The sequence below is a fragment of the Pseudomonas sp. PvP028 genome, from assembly GCF_017832255.1.
Lineage (GTDB): Bacteria > Pseudomonadota > Gammaproteobacteria > Pseudomonadales > Pseudomonadaceae > Aquipseudomonas > Aquipseudomonas syringae.
Genome location: NZ_JAFIBL010000001.1, coordinates 3,508,858 through 3,529,286 on the forward strand (window position 1 = coordinate 3,508,858; position 20,429 = coordinate 3,529,286).

Below are 20,429 nucleotides of genomic sequence, written 5' to 3' on the forward strand. Positions count from 1 at the left end.
GTGATCATGTTCGGTTCTGCTACTGCCAATCCGCCCGAGCAACGCGATCTGCCGTCCGGCGACGGGGATGGCGGGGCGCCTGACGCCCAGGCCCCGTATCTGCTGGAAATCAGCCATGTCACCAAGGGCTTTCCTGGCGTGGTTGCGCTCAATGATGTGCAACTGCGTGTTCGCCCTGGCAGCGTGCTGGCGCTGATGGGCGAGAACGGAGCCGGAAAATCTACCCTGATGAAAATCATTGCGGGCATCTATCAGCCGGACGCGGGCGAAATCCGTCTGCGTGGCAAGCCGGTCCGCTTCGAGACGCCTCTTTCAGCGTTGCAGGCAGGCATCGCCATGATCCATCAGGAACTGAACCTGATGCCGTTCATGAGCATTGCCGAGAACATCTGGATCGGTCGCGAGCAGCTCAACGGCCTGCACATGGTCGATCACCGCGAGATGCATCGCTGCACTGCCGAGCTGCTGGAGCGCCTGCGCATCAAGCTCGATCCCGAGGAACTGGTCGGCACGCTGAGCATCGCCGAGCGGCAGATGGTGGAGATTGCCAAGGCCGTGTCATACAACTCGGACGTGCTGATCATGGACGAACCGACCTCGGCCATCACCGAAACCGAAGTCGCTCACCTGTTCTCGATCATCAGCGACCTGCGTGCCCAGGGCAAAGGCATCATTTACATCACCCACAAGATGAACGAAGTCTTCGAGATCGCCGACGAAGTGGCGGTGTTCCGCGACGGTGCCTACATCGGTCTGCAGCGTGCTGAAAGCATGGATGGCGACAGTCTGATCACCATGATGGTGGGCCGGGAACTGACCCAGTTGTTCCCCGAAAGGGAGAAACCGGCAGGCGATGTGCTGCTGTCCGTCAACCGGCTGAGCCTGAACGGCATTTTCAAGGATGTGAGCTTCGACCTGCGTGCCGGGGAGGTGCTTGGCATTGCCGGGCTGATGGGGTCCGGACGCACCAATGTAGCCGAGACGCTGTTTGGCATAACCCCCAGCGATAGCGGCGAGGTGCGCTTCGATGGCAAGACGGTGCACATCGGCGATCCACATCAGGCCATCGAACTGGGTTTTGCGCTACTCACGGAGGACCGCAAATTGACTGGTCTGTTTCCATGCCTGTCGGTGATGGAAAACATGGAGATGGCCGTGCTGGACAACTATGCCGGCAACGGTTTCGTGCAACAGAAGGCCTTGCGCGCCCTGTGCGAAGACATGTGCAAAAAGCTTCGGGTCAAGACGCCGTCACTGGAGCAGTGCATCGACACATTATCCGGAGGTAACCAGCAGAAGGCGCTGCTGGCGCGCTGGCTGATGACCAACCCCAAGGTACTGATTCTGGATGAGCCGACGCGCGGTATCGACGTGGGTGCCAAGGTAGAAATCTACCGGCTGATCTCCCTGCTGGCCAGTGAGGGCATGGCGGTCATCATGATTTCCTCTGAGCTGCCGGAGGTGCTTGGCATGAGTGACCGGGTCATGGTCATGCACGAAGGCGAAATGATGGGCATCCTTGATCGCAGTGAAGCGACCCAGGAAAAAGTCATGCATCTGGCCTCCGGCCACAAGGTTCATTGAGTTCGCACTACAGGGCTCGGTAGAAGAAGAACAAGAGGATAACGAACATGAGCGACGCGATTCTGCAAAATAAACCGGCCATGACGCCGACCAGAAGCAAACGGCGGCTGCCCACCGAACTGAGCATCTTTCTGGTGCTGATCGGCATCGGCCTGATCTTTGAACTGTTCGGCTGGATCGTCCGTGATCAGAGCTTCCTGCTCAATTCCCAGCGTCTGGTACTGATGATCCTGCAGGTGTCGATCATCGGCTTGCTGGCCATCGGCGTGACCCAAGTGATCATCACCACCGGCATCGATCTCTCCTCCGGCTCGGTGCTTGCGCTTTCAGCGATGATTGCCGCGAGCCTGGCTCAGACTTCCGACTTCTCCCGGGCGGTGTTTCCGTCGCTGACCGACCTGCCGGTGTGGATTCCGGTCGTTGTCGGTCTCGGCGTCGGGCTGCTGGCGGGCGCCATCAATGGCAGCATCATTGCCATAACCGGTATTCCGCCGTTCATTGCCACGCTGGGCATGATGGTCTCTGCGCGCGGCCTTGCACGCTTCTACACCGAAGGTCAGCCGGTCAGCATGCTCTCCGACTCGTACACGGCCATTGGCCAGGGCGCGATGCCGGTGATCATCTTCCTGGTGGTGGCGGTCATCTTTCACATAGCCCTGCGTTACACCAAGTACGGCAAGTACACCTACGCCATTGGCGGCAACATGCAGGCGGCACGCACCTCGGGGATCAACGTCAAGCGCCATCTGGTCATCGTCTACAGCATCGCCGGGCTGCTGGCCGGGCTGGCGGGTGTGGTCGCCTCGGCGCGAGCGGCAACCGGGCAGGCCGGGATGGGCATGTCCTACGAGCTGGACGCCATCGCCGCTGCGGTCATCGGCGGCACTAGCCTTTCCGGAGGGGTCGGGCGGATTACCGGTACGGTTATCGGTGCGCTGATCCTCGGCGTGATGGCCAGCGGTTTCACCTTTGTTGGTGTAGACGCCTATGTTCAGGACATTATCAAAGGCTTGATCATTGTCGTGGCCGTGGTAATCGATCAATATCGCAACAAGCGCAAGACCAAGCGCTGATTCCATCACCTGCATCAAAGGGCCTTTCAAGGCCCTTTTGTGCGTTGGAGTTTGCAGGAACCGATTCGTTGTCAGTGGGTCAGAGCCTCATCAAGCAACCTGCTGGCCAGGTCTTTCGCCCGCACTTGAAGGGTTTTAAGGTATTTGCTGTACAAAAATCCTTCAATTGTGTTGCCGAGCCCGCTAGCCGGCCTTAGACTGCCGCCCCTCGTAAATTGAGTGCCAGGTGGCGCTTGGAGATTATTGGTTTGTACGGCAACGTCAGGCCGCTCCTCAATGCACGTTTTTTTATAGAGAAATAAATGACAAAGGAAAAGTTGCTGGCCATGCCGGCCGATGACTACATGAACGCCGAGCAGCACGCTTTCTTCGTCGAGCTGTTGCAGGGCATGAAGGTCGAGATCCATGAGCGTATCGAGCAGAGCCGCATTGCGATCGAGAGCCTGGACACGCCTGCCGATCCGGCTGACGCTGCTTCGGTCGAAGAAGAGCGTCACTGGCTGGTCAATGTGATCGATCGCGACCAGCGCATGCTGCCACAGTTGGAAATGGCCCTTTCGCGTATTGCCGATGACACCTTCGGCTGGTGCGACGACAGCGGCGAGCCAATCGGCCTCAAGCGCCTGCTGATCAGCCCGACCACCAAGTATTGCATCGAAGCGCAAGAGCGCCACGAGCAGATCGACAAGCACCAGCGCCAGGCCTGATAGACAGGTAACAGCGACTGAGTGTCCAGACCGGGAGGCAAGCAATTGCCTCCCGGTTTTGTTGTGCCCGGAATTTGTCGAAAACGCGTTGACGTCCATCGCCCGGTCGCTACGACCAACAGCGCATGGCACAAGGCCGTTATCTGGCGTTTAATAGCGCCATAACGACAATGACAGACGGGGTGACGCAACATGGCCGACAACCTATCCATGGCAGCCGGATTACCGCTGGCCGATACGCCCGACGCTGCATCGAGGTGGTGGGTGCCGGCGGTGCAAAGCGTGGTCCTGTGCCTGCTGCTCGCCGCCATGAGCGTTGCAGGCCTGTCGCTGTATGTCGTCGTTCCGCTGGCGTTGCTGGTGGTCTGGTTGCCGCGCCTGGTGCGCAGCAGGCAAGCGCTTCCAGGCAGCGCGGTGGGCGACAGCGATATCGCCTTGCTGACCCGCGATCTGTCGCGCACCACCAGTCATAACGCGCTGTCCGCGGCCCAGGTGGCCTTTTCGGTCGGGCAACTGGCTGGCAAGGTGCAGTCGCAACTGGGGGCTGCCGAACAGATCGTCAGCAGTGCCGAACAGATGATCGCCACCGAGCAACAGACAGCCCAGTTGAGTCAGCAGGCATTGGTTGCCGCTAGCGAGGCGCGGCAGCGCAGCGAATCGGGCAGCAGCGTGCTGAATGAGTCCATCGAACGCATGCACCGCCTGAGCAAGCGTGCCGTCGGCAGCCGTGAGCTGATCGAGGCACTCAGCCAGCGCAGTGAAGAGATCCAGCGTGTGACGCTGGTCATTCAGTCGATTGCCAGCCAGACCAACCTGCTGGCGCTCAACGCCGCCATCGAAGCGGCGCGGGCTGGCGAGCACGGACGCGGTTTTGCGGTGGTTGCCGACGAAGTCCGTGGTCTCGCCGGTCGCACTGCCAGTGCCACCGGGGAGGTCGGGCAGATGGTGGCGGATATCCAGCAGCGCACCGCACAAGTCGTGGAGCAGATTCGTGAGCTGTCGTCCGATCTGGATGTGGGTGTCGAGCAGGTCGAGCTGACCGGCGAGCACCTGGGCAATATCGCCCGGCTTGCGGTCGAACTGGAAAGCCAGGTCGGCGAAATCGCGCAGGGGGCGAGGAGCAATCAGGATCAGTTGGCGAGCCTGTTCGACGCTGTCGAGCACATGCGCAGTGATCTTTCTGTCAGCGATGAGCAGACCCGGCAACTGGCCAAGTCCGCAGTGCAGATGGAGGGGCAGGCCGAGACTATCAGTCAGCGCCTGGCGCAGGTCGGTCTGGATGAATACCACCAACGCATTTACGACCTGGCTCGTGAAGGCGCGCGAATGATCAGCGAAAAATTCGAGGCCGATATCGAACAGGGACGCGTCAGCCTTGATGACCTGTTCGACCGCAATTACAAACCCGTCGCCAACACTTCACCCACTCGCTTTACAACACGTTTCGACCGTTATACCGATCAGGTATTGCCAGCACTGCAAGAACCGCTGCTGTCGCGCCACGAAGGTCTGGTATTTGCCATCGCCTGTACCCAGCAAGGCTATGTGCCGACGCACAACAACGCCTTCAGTCAGCCTTTGACAGGCGATGCCACGGCGGATAATGCGCACAATCGGAGCAAGCGCAAGTTCGATGACCGTACCGGCATTCGCTGTGGCAGCCACCAACAGCCGGTCCTGCTGCAAACCTACACGCGAGACACCGGTGAACTGATGCACGACCTGTCCGTGCCGATCCTGGTCAACGGCCGACATTGGGGCGGCCTGCGCTTGGGGTACAGGCCGCAAGGCCGCTGAGACGCGTAACCGATCATTCAGGCCGGCAAAAGGGCTGGCCTGTTAGTTGGTTTTTTCAAAGAAATAACTAATCAGCAAAGTTGCTGGCGCGTGTGTAGGTTTTTAGTTGAAGGTAATAAAGTCATGGCGATAGAAGTTGTAGGAGCTGTCTGAAAACGTGCAACATGGCTTGACTGCTCACTGTCTTTAAGCAAGCTGTTTAAATCAACGTTATTTACGTTTTGATTTAAGCGCAGCCTTTTCATGGCTTGCCTCTAGGGACGGAAGTGTTATGAGCGATAAACGGAGTTTTCAACAGTCGGCAGCCCTTTCAGATGTGGTGACACGGCGCGTCACGGCGCGGGTAGGGATTTTCTTCGATGGGACGGGAAATAATCGCGTCAATAGTCAGATCGGAGCCGACTGCCAGGCATTGATGGAGATCAATGAGGGGCAGCATATTAAAGCGTGCGCGGGTCGTCATGTTCAGCCTGGCAGTAGTTACAGTAATGATCCAAGCAATATAGCCAGACTGGTCGATATCTACCGTCTGCAATCTGTTGCCGAAAATGACGGTGAAGGCCTGAAGGTGTATTACCCGATCTATGTAAGCGGGGCCGGCACCACCTCCGGTGGACGTGATTCGGTATGGCCGGGGCAGAGTTTCGGTCGCGGGGCCACCGGTGTGATCTCCAAGGTGGAAAACGCATTCAAAAAGCTGGAATCGGTATTGAAAGCGTTTCCCCGCGACAACCCGGATTGTGTGCTCGAAGCGCTGGAACTGGACGTGTTCGGCTTCAGCCGAGGTGCAGCGTCGGCCAGGCATCTGGTCAATGAAATACTCAAGCAGCGTTCGGGCATGCTCGAGCCGATACTTGAAAGCCGCAAGGCCAGGCTGAGCGACAGTTTCAGCTGGAGCAACGGCAGCGTACGGCTCAAGGTAATCGGTCTGTTCGATACCGTTGCAGCCATCGGCAGCTTCAAGGACATGGGCAATACCCGCGATGCGAGCAACAGGAGAGTCAATCTTTACCTGCCTCCGGGGTGTGCGCAGCAGGTGTTGCATCTGGTGGCCCGCGATGAGTCACGGCGCAACTTTGCGCTGAACAGCGTTCGGCCCGTGTGGCCCAGGGAAATCGTTCTGCCCGGTGCACATTCCGATATCGGTGGGGGTTACCCTCCACAGATGGAGGAAAGCGTATTGCTTACGCGTCCCCGCAGCAGTGTGGTCAGCCGTGGCAGCCCTTGCGAGGAGGCACCAAGCTGGAAGGAGGCACAGGCTGAATTGAACCGAATGAACCGCGATCACTGGATCGACCCGCTCGATAGTCAGGCCTGGCTGAGGGTTCAGGCTTGCGAGAGCAAGTGTTATCCGTGCAGGAAAAGCCTGAATGGCATGAGTACAGTTGTTGCCGCAGTGGGGATGGGCCGCCAGGTATTTGGCCACCTGTCGAGAGTATCGTTGCTGGTGATGCACACACTGGCGTGTGATGAGGGCGTGCCTTTCAATCCGGTGCCACTGACCCCCGAATTCCAGTTGCCTCCCGAGCTCGAGAACATCTCTACCCGGTTGATCGACTATGCGCGAGGCGGGCCTTACCTGCTGGACAGTCATGAAGAGGCATTACTACGCTGGCGCTACATTCATCAGTCTGCGCACTGGAATGCAGTGGTCGGCAGAGTGGGTACATTAGGCGACGCTGTTTTCGTCCACGCACCCCAGTCAGGCGGCCGGATATTGCATCCCAATATCGGCCAGCCCGGTTATCCGCAATAGGCCTCAACGCCCGAGTGGCTCACTCGGGCTTTTTGTGAAGACGCACGTTCAGTTCGTCGACCACCATCGCCCATTCGGCATCTTCGTGCAGCTGCTCCTTGAGAAAGTCAGACTGACGCGGCGTCCAGAACTCTGCGTCGATCAGCTTGACGTCGTCGGGCAGAGGATGGCTGGCGATAAACTTTTCGATGCTCTCATCATCGGAGTCCAGCGCCAATTGGGCGAACAGGTCGTTGATGGTAGTTGTAGTCTGTTCCATGTCATCTCCTCGCCGGGGGTTATCCCCGTATTCATCAGTTCTTATGGGAGTAGTGGGCACAGGCAAGAGTTCGATGCATTTGGCTGTGCAGGAAAAGATGGCTTTTTCTACAGCGGCTATAAATGATATGTTTCTGCTATCGCAGGACGCACACATTGCAGGCTGGAACCCGTCCAGCCTTTGCGCCGTGCCCGGGCTGACCTTTATTTTCGGGGCCCCAGCGCTTGCGCGACACTGCTGTGTACAAAAGGTATATATCCCGTAGCTGCCATGAGCCGGTAGAATCCGCCACCCGCCTGCACAAGGTTTGCGGCGGCGCTGTCTGCGCTTCTGCGTGCAGCATGCCGGAAAATTTCCGGCCACATGAAGCGGTCTATGGATGAATCACTTTTTCGACTGCCCTGACATCAGGCAGCCTCATTTCATGTTTGAGGGTTTGTACTTTGGCTGTAAGTAATCTGGATACCCATGCCTTGTTCGTGCTCGGCGACCTCCGCGCACAATTGGTCAAGCAGTTTCAATCCCGTTTTGTCTACATCACCGAGCAATCAGCCGAAGGCATCTATATCGCCGAAATCGACACCGAAAGCGCATTGGTCGTCGACGACAAACCTCGCCTTGAGCTCAAGGTGGGCGACCATTTCCGCGCGTCTGTTCTGCCCAGCCGCGAGGGCGGCAAGCTCGAATTGAAATTCCGCGAAATCAAGACCACCGTGTACGGGCTGGGCGAATATGCCTTCGTCGACGTCCCCGAAGGTCACGGTATCGTGTTCAAGGAAGGTCAGACCGTGTTCATGGTTTTCGCTGCGAAAGAGCAATTGCAGATCGGCATGAGCAAGCTTCTCAAAGGCGCCGTCGGCAAGGCTGCCAAATGGCGCAAAGGCGAGCTGACGTTCAAGGCCAGCGAGTAACACTGGCCAGACGTTGATTCAGCCGCCTGCCGATTCTCCGTTGCCGGTACCGCTGCTGACCTCCGCGGGCACGTCGTCACCGGCCATGCGCTTGCGGAACAGCGCCGTTCGCGCCAGCAACAGCGTAGTCACCGGTACCGTGATCGCCAGCAATACCGGGATCAGCCAGGCGTGGATCACCGGCTCCGCCTTCAGCGCCGAAAAGTAGATGATCGACGCCAGCGCAACGCACCAGGCGCCCAGCGTCGACGCGAGGGCGGGTGGATGCATGCGCTGGAAAAAGTCCTTGAGGCGCAGCAGCCCGAGCGCGCCGGTCAAGGCGAACAGGCTGCTGGCGATCAGCAGCCCGGCGGTCAGTATTTCCACCCAGAAGGGTACTGTGTTCGGCAGTCCGGTCATTCGATCACTTCTCCGCGCAGCAGGAACTTGGCCAGAGCGAACGAGCCGACGAAGCCGAACAGGGCAATCAGCATGGCCGCTTCGAAATACGTGTCACTGGCGTAGCGAATGCCAAGCACCAGCATCATCAGCATGGCAATGATGTACAGATAGTCCAGCGCCAGTACCCGGTCCTGGGCCGAAGGCCCCTTGAGCAGGCGCAGCAGGGTGATCACCATCGCCAGGGCGAAGATCAGCAGGCTGATCAGGATGGCGTTGTCGAGCAGTGCACTCATTGAAAGATCTCCATCAACGGTCGCTCATAGGTGGTTTTGAAGTGCTCGATGAATTGCGCTTCGTCCTCCAGATCGAAGACATGCATCAGCAGCACGCTGCGATCCAGTGCCAGCTCCGACCACACCGTTCCGGGGACTACCGTGGTGACCATCGCCAGCGCGGCGAGGCCGTGAGCATTGTGCAGGTCCAGTGGAATGCGCACGAAGGCCGAGCGTGGCGGACGGCTTTCGAGCCGCCAGACGCTCAGGCCGACCTGCACGTTGGAGACCACCACGTCGCGTCCCACCCGCCATAGATACTTCAGGATCGTGCCGGGTTTGCGAATACGCACCGGCAGCGGGCGCAAAGGAGCCATCAACAGCGGCGCGAGAAAACCCAGCACCGCGCCCAGCAGCAGGTGACCAGGGCTGATCGACAGGTTCAATACCAGCCATAGCAGCCAGAGTGCCAATGAGAGGAGAGGGGCGGGAAACAGGCGTTTCATGGCTGTCCCTCCGCATCGACTTCCCGACTGGTGGGGCCGGGTATCGGGCGTGTGGCGAGCACTGACTGCACGTACTGCTTGGGCTCATGCAGCGCTGCAGCGGTGTCCTGGGTGTAGCGCAACAAGGGTTCGGCCTTGAAGGTCAGCGCGATACACAGACCCAGAAGAATGATGATCGGCAGGCATTCGTTGCGGCGCAGCATCGGCGAAGGACGCTCGTGTGGCGTCCAGAAACGTTGCGTGCCGAGCCTTGAAAAAGCGATCAGCGACGCCAGTCCGGAAAAGATCAGCAGGCCGATCAGCATCCACGCCTGAGTGGAAAGCGCCTCATCCTTCGCGACGTCCAGGCCCAGCGGGTTCATCAGGGCGCTGATCAAGGTGAGCTTGCCGATGAACCCCGAGAGCGGCGGCATGCCGATGATCAGCAAGGCGCAGGCGATAAAACTCAGGCCCAGAAAAGCCATGGTCATGGGAATGACCTGACCGACCACGACCTTCTGTTCGTCGTCCAGGTTGGCGCCGGGCGGCGGATGCAGAGACTCCAGAGTACGAGGCAATTGATCCACGTCGTATTCCAGAGGGATCTCGTTGGCCGAGCGGGAGCGTTCGATCAGTTCGCCCAGCAGGAACATGGCGCTCAATGCCAGCGTCGAGCTGACCATGTAGAACAGCGCGCCCGAGGTGAGGCTCGGTTGGGCGAAGCCAACGGCGGACAGCAGAATGCCTGCTGACACCAGTATGCTCAGGCTGGCGAGTCGTTCCAGGCGCTGGGCGGCGATGATGGCGATGGCTGCGGTGAAAATCGTCGCCATGCCGCCGTAGATCAGCCAGTCGCCGCCGAAGAAGGCCGACGCACCGGCCTGACCGGAAAACAGCAGGGTCCACAGGCGCAGCAGGGTGTAGACCCCCACTTTGGTCATGATCGCAAACATCGCCGCCACCGGCGCGCTGGCTGCCGAATAGGCGGGAACCAGCCAGAAGTTCAGCGGCCACATGCCAGCCTTGGCCAGGAACGCCGTGGCCAGAATTGCAGCCCCCGCGTGCAGCAGACCCAGGTCGGACTCCGCTACCTGCGGGATCTTGATGGCCAGGTCGGCGAAGTTCAGCGTGCCGGTCACCCCGTAAATCAACGCTGCACCGATCAGAAACAGCGACGAAGCCAGCAGGTTGATCGAAATGTAATGCAGGCCCGTCGACACCCGTGCCCGGCCGGAGCCGTGCAGCATCAGGCCGTAGGACGCCGCGAGCAGTACTTCGAAGAACACGAACAGGTTGAACAGATCCGCAGTCAGGAACGCGCCGTACAGCCCCATGAGCTGGATCTGGAACAGCGCGTGGAAGCTGGCACCGGCCCTGTCCCAGCGAGCCAGCGCGAACAGCAGGGCGCAGACCCCGACAATCCCGGTCAGGACGAGCATCATCGCTGACAGGTGGTCGACCACCAGCACGATGCCGAACGGCACGCCCCAGTTGCCCGGCAGATAGACACCGATCGAGCCGCTGCTGCCGCTGTGTTGCACCCAGAGAAACAGCGCTACGGAAATGCCCAGCCCGAGGATGCTGGAAAACAGATTGATACGGCCCTTGAGCGGCCGGTGCTTTTCGCCCAGCCAGAGCATCAGCCCGGCGGTCAGCAGCGGCAGCAGGATGGGCGCGATGATCAGTTGGTTCATCCAGCTCATGCCTTGGGCTCCCGGCCATCTACATGGTCGGTGCCGGTCAGGCCCCTGGAAGCGAGCAAGACCACCAGAAACAGCGCGGTCATGGCGAAGCTGATGACAATCGCGGTCAGCACCAGCGCCTGTGGCAACGGATCAGTGTAATTGAGCAGGTCCTGAGGAATGCCGTCCTTGATGATCGGCTCCCTGCCGATGAACAGGCTGCCCATGCTGAAGATGAACAGGTTGACCCCGTACGACAACAGGCACAGCCCCATCACTACCTGGAAGGTACGTGGCCTGAGGATCAGCCAGACGCCCGAGGCGGCCAGTACACCGATGGCGATTGCAATGACTTCTTCCATCAGAGGATTCCTTGCGGGTTGGCGACAGGCTTGGGCAACTGCGTCGGCCGATGGCTGCGCACCGACTGGTGCGCCAGTGCGGTGAGAATCAACAGCGTCGAGCCGACCACCACGGCGTACACGCCGACATCGAAGAACAGCGCGCTGGCAATGTGAATATCACCCAGGATCGGCAGATCGACATGGGCGGTGTGGGTGGTCATGAACGGATAACCCAGCGCCATCGAGCCTGCGCCGGTCAGAACCGCGCATAACAGGCCCGTGCCCATCCAGCGTAGCGGGCGCAGGCTCATTTGCGCCTCGACCCACTGGGTGCCTGCCACCATGTATTGCAGAATGAACGCCACCGACATCACCAGCCCGGCAACAAACCCGCCGCCAGGCTGGTTGTGGCCGCGGACGAACAGGTACATCGAAATGATGAAGGCAATCGGCAGCAGCAATCGAACCAGCGCTGCCGGAACCATCATGAAACCGAGCGCGGTATCGCTGGCGCTGCGCGGGTTGACCAGGTCCGTTACCACGTCACGGGCCAGCAGGCGCTGTTGTGCGGGCAGCAGAATGCTTTCCTTCGGTGGGCGGAAGCGTCGCAACAGGGCGAACACTGTCATGGCGACCGCCGCCAGCACGGTGATCTCGCCAAACGTGTCGAAGCCGCGGAAATCCACCAGCATCACGTTGACCACGTTGGTGCCGCCGCCCTGGGGCAGCGCACGACTCAGGTAGAAGGACGAGATGGCGTTGGGCGTCTGGCGGGTCAGCATGGCGTAGGAGAGTATCGCCATGCCCAGTCCCACGAGCACCGCCAGGCCGAAGTCGCGTATGCGTCGGGTGCGGGCACGCAGGCGTGCGCTGAGCGGGGCGACGTCTTCATTGCGTCGCGGCAGCCAGCGCAAACCGAGCAGGATCAGCACGGTGGTCACCACCTCCACGACCAGTTGCGTCAGTGCCAGATCAGGGGCCGAGAACCAGACGAAGGTAATGCAGGTCATCAGCCCGCAGACGCTGACCATCACCAGTGCCGCCAAACGGTGATATTTACCCTGCCAGGCCGCGCCTATGGCGCAGGCAATCGCGATGAGCCACAGCGTGACAAACACCCCGGAACCCGGAATCTTCGGTCTGTCGCCCCAGGTCAGGCCGCTGAAATACATCGGAATGAAACCGCCCAGTACCGCCGCGAGCACCAGCAGAAACAGTTGTGGCTGCAGGCGGCGAGTGCTGACCTTGCGTTCGAAACGGCGTGCCCAGTGCATCATCACCACCTGACTGCGCTCGAAAAAGCGCTTGCCATTGAGACGTCCCACCAGCGGCGGGGCGGTGATGCGCTCGTGCTTGAGCGGCTTGCGCAGTAATAGATACAGAATGATACCGCCCGCCATTGCCACCAGGCTCATGACCATCGGCAGGTTCCAGCCGTGCCAGATCGCCAGGCTGTATTCGGGCAGTGTGCCACCGACCACCGGACGCGCAGCGGCGGCGAGCAGGGGCGCGACCGATTGCGCCGGGAAAATCCCCACCACCAGACACGTCAGCACCAGCAGTTCGACCGGCGCACGCATCCAGCGCGGCGGTTCGTGGGGCAAGTGCGGCAGATCCTTGGCCGCCGGACCGAAAAACACATCGACCGTGAAGCGCAGCGAATAGGCAACGCTGAAGATCCCGGCGATGGTCGCGATCACCGGCAAGGCAATTTCGACCCAGGCAGTGGCGGAAATAAACACGGTTTCGGCAAAGAACATTTCCTTGGATAGAAAACCGTTGAGCAGCGGCACGCCGGCCATCGAGGCGCTGGCGACCATCGCCAGTGTCGCGGTGTAGGGCAGCAGCCTTACCAGACCACTGAGACGCCGGATATCGCGGGTTCCGCTCTCGTGGTCGATGATGCCGGCGGCCATGAACAGCGACGCCTTGAAGGTCGCGTGGTTGAGAATATGGAACACCGCAGCCACCGCAGCCAGCGGGCTGTTGAGGCCGAGCAGCAGGGTGATCAGGCCCAGGTGGCTGATGGTCGAATAGGCCAGCAGGCCCTTGAGGTCATTCTGAAAGATGGCCGCGTAGGCGCCGAGAATCAGCGTGCAGGCACCCGCGCCACTGACGATCCAGAACCATTGCTCGGTGCCGGACAGCGCCGGCCACATGCGCGCCATGAGAAACACCCCGGCCTTGACCATGGTCGCCGAGTGCAGATACGCCGACACCGGCGTGGGGGCCGCCATAGCGTGCGGCAGCCAGAAATGGAACGGGAACTGGGCGCTTTTGGTCAGTGCGCCGATCAGAATCAGGGTGAGTAACACCGGGTACAAGGCGTGTGCACGAATCGCGTCACCGGCGGCCAGGACACGGTCCAGGTCGTAACTGCCGGCCACATGGCCGAGGATCATCATGCCGGCCAGCAGCGCCAGACCGCCCGCACCGGTGACCATCAGCGCCATGTAAGCGCCGCGTCGGGCATCGGCCCGATGGTGCCAGTAGCCGATCAGCAGAAACGAGAACAGGCTGGTCAGCTCCCAGAAAAACACGATCTGAATCAGATTGCCGGACATCACCAGTCCGAGCATGGCGCCCATGAAGGCCAGGAAAAACGCAAAGAAGCGCGGCACCGGATCGTCCGGTGACATGTAATAACGCGCGTATAGCGAGACCAGCGCACCGATGCCCAGCACCAGCATCGAGAACAGCCAGGCGAAGCCGTCGATGCGCAGAACGAAGTTCATGCCCAGGCTTGGCAGCCAGAAATACTCTTCACGAATCACGCCGCCGTCGGCGATCTGCGGGAACCACAAGGCCATCTGCACCGCGCCGATGAGGGCGATCAGACCGGCCAGAAACGATTCCGCATTACGCGCGTTGTGCGGCAAAAAGGCCGCCAGACAGCTGCCGATGAAAGGCAGAAGCAGTAGAACTATCAGGGACATAGGCTTCTAATCTGCAGGGGAATGTCAAGCATCATACGTGCCAGACACTCCGATACCAAAGGGACGGTTTCCGAAATTTCCTACAAAAAGTGTCTGCTTTTTTAATTCGGTAAATAATTACTTCTGATGCAGCGATATGTATTTGAAATAGCTTTGAAGAAGCAAGGTGTTTCATGGCTGGCAAAGCCCGCTGTTCACTCAGCTTTGCGCACGGCTTGTTCATTTCCCTCTTCGTCGACAATGCTCTGATCATCAGACGCCGAACGCCGCTTCATTTCGCTGACGATCACCCCGGCCACAATCAGTGCCGCGCCCAGCAGGGCGACGCCCGGCAAACGCTCGCCGGCGAGTCTTCCGACAATTCCGGCCCAGACCGGTTCACCGGCATAAATCACCGTGGCGCGGGTCGGCGAAACACTTTTCTGTGCCCAGTTCATGGCGATCTGGATCGCCGCACTCATGGTCCCAAGCCCCACAGCACTGAACACCAGCAACCAGGAAAAATCCGGCAAGTGTTCCTCGGTCGGGACGATCATCAGAAATGCCAGCGCCGATGCGGTAGCCAGTTGCACCACGGTGACTCGACGCACATCGACCTCACCGGCATAGGCACTGATCATGATGATCTCGGCGGCGATGGCCACTGTGCTGATCAGCGTCACGATCTCGCCGGAACTGAGTTGCAGGGAAGCGCCCTGCGGCCCGGCGACCAGCATCAGCCCGGTGAAGGCGAGGATGATGCCCAGTGTCGGCATCAACCCTGGTCGCCGGCCCAGTACCAGCCATTGCAACAAAGGTACGCAGGGTACGTAGAGCGCCGTGATGAACGCCGACTGACTGCTGGGGATGGTCTGCAGTCCGATCGTCTGCAGGCCATAACCGAGCATGATCGCGATGCCGATGAAGACGCCGGCCTTGAGCTCAAGAAAGGTAAGACCGCGCAGCACCTTCATTGAAAACAGCGCTACGATAAGCGCTGCGGCGGCAAAGCGCAGGCCGACGAAGAACATCGGCCCGCTGACGGTCATCGCATGCTGGACCAGTAGAAAGGTGCCTCCCCAGAGCATGGTGATCAGAATCAGTACGGCTTCTGCCTTGCTGATGCGGGGTGTGCGGCTGATAGACTTCATGTCAGCTCCGGATTCCTGTTAATTGCCATGCGCGCGGTGTGAGGCTGAACACCCTGACAGTGTCCCTGGGCTGGGCAGTATAATGCGCAACGGTTTGATGTGAGCACCAGCATGCACAAAGAAAATTCCCAGCGCCCTCCGGTGCTGCAGCACGTCAGCCAGAACGTACGGCGTCTGCGTAACAGTGCGGACCTCAGCCAGACGGCGCTGGCGGAAAAGTCCGGGGTCAGCCGACGCATGCTGGTCGCTATCGAGGCCGGCGAGAAAAACGTCAGCCTGGCGACTCTGGACCGCGTAGCCGAAGCCCTGGAAGTGGCGTTCAGCGACCTGATCCAGGCCCCCGAAAATCGCGATTACAGCCGCATCAACGAGCTGGCTTGGGCCGGTACGATCGCGGGCAGCAAGGCGGTGCTGCTGGCCAGGGCCGTTGCCCGGCGCGAGGTGGAGTTGTGGGAGTTCTGTCTGCAGCCCGGGGACGCCTATGTCTCGGAGGCCGATCCCGATGGCTGGAGTGAACAGGTCTACGTCGTCGAAGGGCATCTGACGATACGTTTTTCCGACCCTGGGGCCACGCAGCAGATAGGAGCGGGCGAGTTCTTCATGTTCCCCAGCAATCAGCCGCACCGCTATTGCAACGATGCCGATGTGCCGCTGCGCTTCGTGCGTAACGTCGCGCTCTGACCTTCCGATTCTTTATCGCAACCCGACCGAGGCACTGTTCGATGACCGAAGATTCCCACCAGACGGCTGACATTCTGATCATCGGCGGCGGTCTGAGCGGGACCATGCTGGCGGCGCAACTGCTGCGCAGACCGGGCCAGCGGCGAATCCTGATCATCGAAACCCGTAGCGAACTCGGCAGGGGCGAGGCCTACAGTGCGACGGAGCCGGGCCATACACTCAATGGCAACGCTGCGCGGATGAGCGTCGATCCGGATAACCCGGATGACCTTACCCGATGGCTGACTGACTATCTGGCCGCTGGTGGCTGGCCTGAAGCCGCTGAGCAGAGGGTCCCGGTCGCCGAACTGTTTCCGCCGCGCGGGGTGTTCGGGCTTTACGTCCAGCAGCGGCTGCGTGAAGCCCGAAGCGCTGGCGAAGCCTTTGGCTCGACCGCCGTGCATGTGCCCGGCGAGGCAGTGGACCTGCAGGTCCATGAAGGTGGCGTCAGTGTCTCGCTGGCTGACGGTCTTATGCTGCGCGGCAGCCACGCCGTACTGGCGACCGGTATGTACGCGGCGTCACGCACCCCGCGACGTGATTCGAACGAGCTGAACACTGCTGCGCTGGATCCCTGGGATGTGGCGGTGATGAGAAAGCTCGATCCGCAGTCGAGTGTGCTGATCATCGGCTCAGGGCTGACCATGGTCGATGCGCTGGTCTCGCTGGAAACGGCCGGGCATCGTGGGCCCATCCAGATCTTTTCCCGGCACGGCCTGTTGCCGCATGTCCGGCGTCAGCCGCCGGAATGGTCTGATTTTCTCGCTCAGGACCCGAGTATCCGCAGCACTCGGCAACTGGTGCGCAAAGTGCGCGAGCAGTGCGAGCTGGCCATCGAGAGCGGGATTGACTGGCAGGCACCGCTGGACACCGTGCGTGCCAATGTGAGCAGGCTGTGGAATCAGGCCAGCGATCAGCAGCGCCGCCAGTTCGTCCGTCATGTACGACCGTGGTGGGAGAGTCACCACCATCGCTCCCCGCCACCCGGCGCTGCGCTGCTGGCGCGGCTGATCAGGCAAGGGCGGTTGAGCATTGACGCGGCCTCGTTGCAGGGCGTGGCCAGTCTGCCGTCAGGTCAGGTACAGATCAGCGTGCGTCGGCGCGGTGAGAGTCAGCCGACGCAGATTACTGGTGATGCGTTAATCAACTCTACCGGCATCGAATACGACTGGCGACGCGTGGATCGCCCGTTGCCCCGGCAGTTGCTGGTTCGCGGTCTGATACAGCCCGGCCCGCTGGCACTCGGCATCGCCGCCGACGCCGCTGGCGCTGTGCTCGACGCACACGGTCAGTACTCGACACGCCTGTTCGCCATGGGCCCGCCATTGCGCGGCATGTGGTGGGAAAGCACCGCAGTGACCGATGTAGCGATCCAGGCCAAGGCGCTGGCGATGCGTTTGTCGTAAAGCGCCGCTTGCTCAGAGCATGGGCACGATGGTGTTCTTCCGGACAGCGATCGTTCCTCACTCCAGCGTGGGAATGCAGTTTGTGACGCTCTGCGTCACACAACGGTTTTTCTTTGTCAGGTGGATTGGGGCTCGACTCAGGTCACCTTTTCGCCCCTCGGCGACCTACTTTGATGGGGCCAAAGTAGGCAAAGCCCGCAGCTCCGTTTCCGGCCCGACTTCGTCGGGTTCCTTCGCCCTGTCACTGATCCGGGGGTCGCCGCAACGGGCCCTCCATGGCCCGGTGCGGCTAGCCTGGCGTCCTGCCAGGCTACCCCCGGATCAGCGCCAGGACTCAGCCGTCACTTACGTCGCACTCTGCGTCGTCAGTGCCATCGTGGTTGAAAAGCGCTTCAGAGTAATTTGGCTAAAGGCACGGCCCGGAGCCTGATGACTATCGTTCCTCACGCTCCAGTGGGAATGCCGTTCATGACGCTCTGCGTCATCGGTCTTGACCTTCACACCGACAGGTGCAGCATGCGGTCGCCCTGGACGTTTTCACCCGGTCTGCGTTTGTTGACCGCCAGTTCGCCAATCTTGATCAAGCGTGTGCGCGTGACGTTGCGGGTCAGGCCCAGCAGGCTGGCTGTGTGCACCTGGTTGTGGTGGCAGAAGCGATAGGCGGTTCTGAGCAACGTATCCTCGACCTTCTCGTGCAAGGCACCGGCCTGTTCTTCAAAGAGCTTTTGAAACGCCCGGTTGAGCAGTTGCTCGGCTGATTCGTCAGGCGGGTTCTGTTCATCCTGGCGCTCGATTCTAAGGTTGGACATGCGCAGGTCATCACGCTGAATAACGCCTTCACGGCACACCAGCAGGGTGTGATGGATGACGTTTTCCAGCTCGCGAATATTCCCCGGCCAGCTGTAGGTCTTGAGCTTGTGCTCGGCTTCTGGGCTGATCCGTACCGGACCATGCCGCAGCCGCTGGCTGTAGACCTCTATGAAATGTCGGGCCAAGGGCAGGATGTCGCCCGGCCGGTCGCGCAGCGGGCTCAATTCCAGATTGACCACGTCGAGCCGGTAATAAAGGTCTTCGCGAAAATGCCCGGCGTTGATGGCCTTTTCCAGCTGCACGTTGGTGGCTGCGAGGACCCTTACATCAATGGGCACGCTCTTGCGCGAGCCCAGACGCACCACTTCACGCTCCTGAAGCACGCGCAGCAATTTGACCTGCAGCGACATGGGCAGGTCGCCGATCTCATCGAGAAACAGCGTGCCGCCGTTGGCCTCTTCGAACCAGCCCGCCTTGGCGCTGATCGCTCCGGTGAACGCGCCTTTTTCGTGGCCGAACAACTCGGCCTCGATCAGGTTCTCGGAGAACGCGCCGCAGTTGACCGCCACGAACGGTTTGTCGCGGCGGGCGCTCAGTTCGTGGACGTGACGTGCGACCAGTTCCTTGCCGGTGCCGGTCTCGCCAATGATCAGCACGCTGGCATCACTGGGCGCAACCTGGCGTACGTGAGCGAGCAGGGCTCGGGACTTGGGGTCTTCGAACACCTGCGCAGTGGCCCTGATCGAGGTGGCCAGCGCAGGCGAGTGCGGTAAGGTCAGCAGTTGTCCGGACATCACTTGGCCTGCGGGGGCAGATCGTTGGCGATCATTTCGCCGAACGGGCCCGTCAGGTTAGTGATACCGCGCCCGGCGAGGCTGGCGCAAGGCTCAGGCAGCAGCGGGAAGACCAGCTCGGCAAAGCGGTAAGCTTCTTCAAGATGCGGGTAACCCGAGAAAATGAAGCTCTCGATGCCCAGGTCGGCGTATTCCTTGATACGTGCCGCGACTTCTTCGGGATTGCCGACCAGCGCCGTGCCTGCACCGCCGCGTACCAGGCCGACACCGGCCCACAGGTTGGGCGCGATCTCCAGGTTGTCGCGACGCCCGTCATGCAGTGCCGCCATGCGCCGCTGGCCTTCGGAATCAAAGCGCGAAAAGGACTTCTGCGCCGCAGCAATGGTGTCATCACTGATGTGTTCGATCAGCGTGCTGGCGGCTTTCCAGGCTTCTTCGCTGGTTTCGCGCACGATCACGTGCAGGCGAATGCCGAACTTCACGGTACGTCCCTTGCGCGCAGCGCGTTCACGCACATCGGCGAGCTTTTGCGCCACGGCTGCCGGAGGCTCACCCCAGGTCAGGTACACGTCCACCTGATCGGCCGCAAGGTCATGCGCCGCGTCGGAGGAACCACCGAAATACAGCGGCGGGTAGGGTTTTTGAATCGGCGGGTAAAGCGCTTTGGCGTTCTGCACGCGCAAGTGCTTGCCTTCGAAGTCGACCGCTTCGCCCTGCAGGACGCGACGCCAGATTTTCAGAAATTCGTCGGTGACTTCATAACGCTCGCTGTGGTCGAGAAAGCTGCCATCGCCACGGTTTTCGTCCGGGTCGCCACCGGTCACCACGTTGATCAGCAGCCGGCCGCCGGACAGGCGATCCAGCGTGGCTGCCATGCGTGCCGAGACGGTCGGCGAGATAATCCCCGGACGGATCGCCACCAGATACCTCAGGCGCTCGGTCAGCGGCACCAGCGCCGAGGCGATGACCCATGAGTCTTCGCAGGAGCGACCGGTAGGGATCAATACGCCGTAATAACCCAGGTCATCGGCGGCCTGCGCTACCTGTTTCAAATAGTTGAGGGTGACGGGACGTGCGCCCTTTGTCGTGCCCAGATAATGGCCGTCGCCGTGAGTCGGAAGAAACCAGAAAACGTTCATGACAAATCCTTGGAAGTAATCAGCCAGATGGAAGCTGACGGGATCCGCTGTCGGTTGGCAGACACCTCACCAACAGCGTTCGGGGTGGGGCCATTTATAGAACGTCTTTTTTATTCCGCAAAAGAACGTTAAACCATATTTTTAGATCCTAAATGCATATGTCCTCCGCGACCTCGCTGACATCTCTGCGCCAGCCCTTTGAACACAAGGCTTTTGACGGTGGCAGAGCCCCGTCAATAAGGC

The 20,429-nt window shown here is 60.4% G+C and carries 19 protein-coding genes; 8 read left to right on the plus strand and 11 right to left on the minus strand.

All coding sequences use genetic code 11. From position 1 onward, the window contains the following. The first annotated feature begins 6 nt into the window (after nt 1-6). From JOE34_RS15605 to JOE34_RS15620, 4 genes are all read left to right on the plus strand, one after another. Nucleotides 7-1,584, plus strand: a complete 1,578-nt coding sequence (locus JOE34_RS15605) for a sugar ABC transporter ATP-binding protein (RefSeq protein WP_024662809.1) — start codon at nt 7-9, stop codon at nt 1,582-1,584. 47 nt (nt 1,585-1,631) lie between these two features. Continuing rightward, complete coding sequence (locus JOE34_RS15610) at nt 1,632-2,657, plus strand: ABC transporter permease (protein ID WP_003370536.1); 1,026 nt, start codon at nt 1,632-1,634, stop codon at nt 2,655-2,657. Nucleotides 2,658-2,959: 302 nt separating this feature from the next. Next, a complete protein-coding gene (locus tag JOE34_RS15615; RefSeq protein WP_002554078.1) occupies nt 2,960-3,364 on the plus strand; it encodes a TraR/DksA C4-type zinc finger protein in 405 nt (134 codons plus the stop codon). Between the two features lie 192 nt (nt 3,365-3,556). Then, entirely contained in the window at nt 3,557-5,161 is a 1,605-nt protein-coding gene (locus JOE34_RS15620) for a methyl-accepting chemotaxis protein (protein WP_046266255.1), read from the plus strand. 71 nt (nt 5,162-5,232) lie between these two features. On the opposite strand, the gene JOE34_RS15625 is transcribed toward JOE34_RS15620, so the two are convergent. Beyond that, a complete protein-coding gene (locus tag JOE34_RS15625) occupies nt 5,233-5,406 on the minus strand; it encodes a hypothetical protein (RefSeq protein ID WP_154619085.1) in 174 nt (57 codons plus the stop codon). Between the two features lie 26 nt (nt 5,407-5,432). Here JOE34_RS15625 and JOE34_RS15630 point away from each other — a divergent pair, with 26 nt between their 5' ends. Further along, nucleotides 5,433-6,917 carry a DUF2235 domain-containing protein gene (locus JOE34_RS15630; RefSeq protein ID WP_024664017.1) on the plus strand — a complete coding sequence of 495 codons (1,485 nt, stop codon included), beginning with the start codon at nt 5,433-5,435 and terminating at the stop codon, nt 6,915-6,917. A gap of 19 nt (nt 6,918-6,936) precedes the next feature. On the opposite strand, the gene JOE34_RS15635 is transcribed toward JOE34_RS15630, so the two are convergent. After that, entirely contained in the window at nt 6,937-7,176 is a 240-nt protein-coding gene (locus JOE34_RS15635) for a DUF2789 domain-containing protein (protein ID WP_003315766.1), read from the minus strand. Between the two features lie 443 nt (nt 7,177-7,619). Between JOE34_RS15635 and JOE34_RS15640 the strand changes: the two genes are divergently transcribed. Continuing rightward, nucleotides 7,620-8,087, plus strand: a complete 468-nt coding sequence (locus tag JOE34_RS15640) for a hypothetical protein (protein WP_003349255.1) — start codon at nt 7,620-7,622, stop codon at nt 8,085-8,087. Between the two features lie 18 nt (nt 8,088-8,105). Here the strand turns inward: JOE34_RS15640 and JOE34_RS15645 are convergent, their stop codons facing one another. From JOE34_RS15645 to JOE34_RS15675, 7 genes are all read right to left on the minus strand, one after another. Further along, nucleotides 8,106-8,486: a Na+/H+ antiporter subunit G gene (locus JOE34_RS15645; RefSeq protein ID WP_003391671.1), complete on the minus strand. Its 381-nt coding sequence runs from the start codon at nt 8,484-8,486 to the stop codon at nt 8,106-8,108. Beyond that, nucleotides 8,483-8,761, minus strand: coding sequence for a K+/H+ antiporter subunit F (locus JOE34_RS15650; RefSeq protein WP_002554071.1), 279 nt, complete (start codon nt 8,759-8,761; stop codon nt 8,483-8,485). Before JOE34_RS15650 ends, JOE34_RS15645 begins: the two co-directional genes overlap by 4 nt. Continuing rightward, entirely contained in the window at nt 8,758-9,246 is a 489-nt protein-coding gene (locus JOE34_RS15655; RefSeq protein WP_017278009.1) for a Na+/H+ antiporter subunit E, read from the minus strand. The genes JOE34_RS15650 and JOE34_RS15655 overlap by 4 nt, the downstream gene beginning before the upstream one ends. Next, nucleotides 9,243-10,928 carry a monovalent cation/H+ antiporter subunit D gene (locus JOE34_RS15660; protein WP_003391672.1) on the minus strand — a complete coding sequence of 562 codons (1,686 nt, stop codon included), beginning with the start codon at nt 10,926-10,928 and terminating at the stop codon, nt 9,243-9,245. The genes JOE34_RS15655 and JOE34_RS15660 overlap by 4 nt, the downstream gene beginning before the upstream one ends. Continuing rightward, nucleotides 10,925-11,269, minus strand: coding sequence for a Na+/H+ antiporter subunit C (locus JOE34_RS15665; protein ID WP_002554068.1), 345 nt, complete (start codon nt 11,267-11,269; stop codon nt 10,925-10,927). Before JOE34_RS15665 ends, JOE34_RS15660 begins: the two co-directional genes overlap by 4 nt. Continuing rightward, on the minus strand, nt 11,269-14,187 hold the full coding sequence (locus JOE34_RS15670) for a monovalent cation/H+ antiporter subunit A (protein WP_003427084.1): 2,919 nt from the start codon (nt 14,185-14,187) through the stop codon (nt 11,269-11,271). Before JOE34_RS15670 ends, JOE34_RS15665 begins: the two co-directional genes overlap by 1 nt. Nucleotides 14,188-14,381: 194 nt before the next feature. Then, on the minus strand, nt 14,382-15,317 hold the full coding sequence (locus JOE34_RS15675) for a DMT family transporter (RefSeq protein WP_003391675.1): 936 nt from the start codon (nt 15,315-15,317) through the stop codon (nt 14,382-14,384). Nucleotides 15,318-15,428: 111 nt separating this feature from the next. On the opposite strand from JOE34_RS15675, the gene JOE34_RS15680 reads away from it, so the two are divergent. Both JOE34_RS15680 and JOE34_RS15685 read left to right on the plus strand, forming a co-directional pair. Continuing rightward, nucleotides 15,429-15,998, plus strand: coding sequence for an XRE family transcriptional regulator (locus JOE34_RS15680; protein ID WP_024664016.1), 570 nt, complete (start codon nt 15,429-15,431; stop codon nt 15,996-15,998). A 41-nt stretch (nt 15,999-16,039) separates the two neighbouring features. Beyond that, nucleotides 16,040-17,443 (plus strand): FAD/NAD(P)-binding protein, encoded by a 1,404-nt coding sequence (locus tag JOE34_RS15685; protein ID WP_209996041.1) that lies wholly within the window; start codon nt 16,040-16,042, stop codon nt 17,441-17,443. 497 nt (nt 17,444-17,940) lie between these two features. Here the strand turns inward: JOE34_RS15685 and JOE34_RS15690 are convergent, their stop codons facing one another. Then, on the minus strand, nt 17,941-19,047 hold the full coding sequence (locus JOE34_RS15690) for a sigma-54 dependent transcriptional regulator (protein ID WP_003391680.1): 1,107 nt from the start codon (nt 19,045-19,047) through the stop codon (nt 17,941-17,943). Next, a complete protein-coding gene (gene ssuD / locus JOE34_RS15695; RefSeq protein ID WP_209996043.1) occupies nt 19,047-20,186 on the minus strand; it encodes an FMNH2-dependent alkanesulfonate monooxygenase in 1,140 nt (379 codons plus the stop codon). Before ssuD ends, JOE34_RS15690 begins: the two co-directional genes overlap by 1 nt. Nucleotides 20,187-20,429 lie beyond the last annotated feature (243 nt).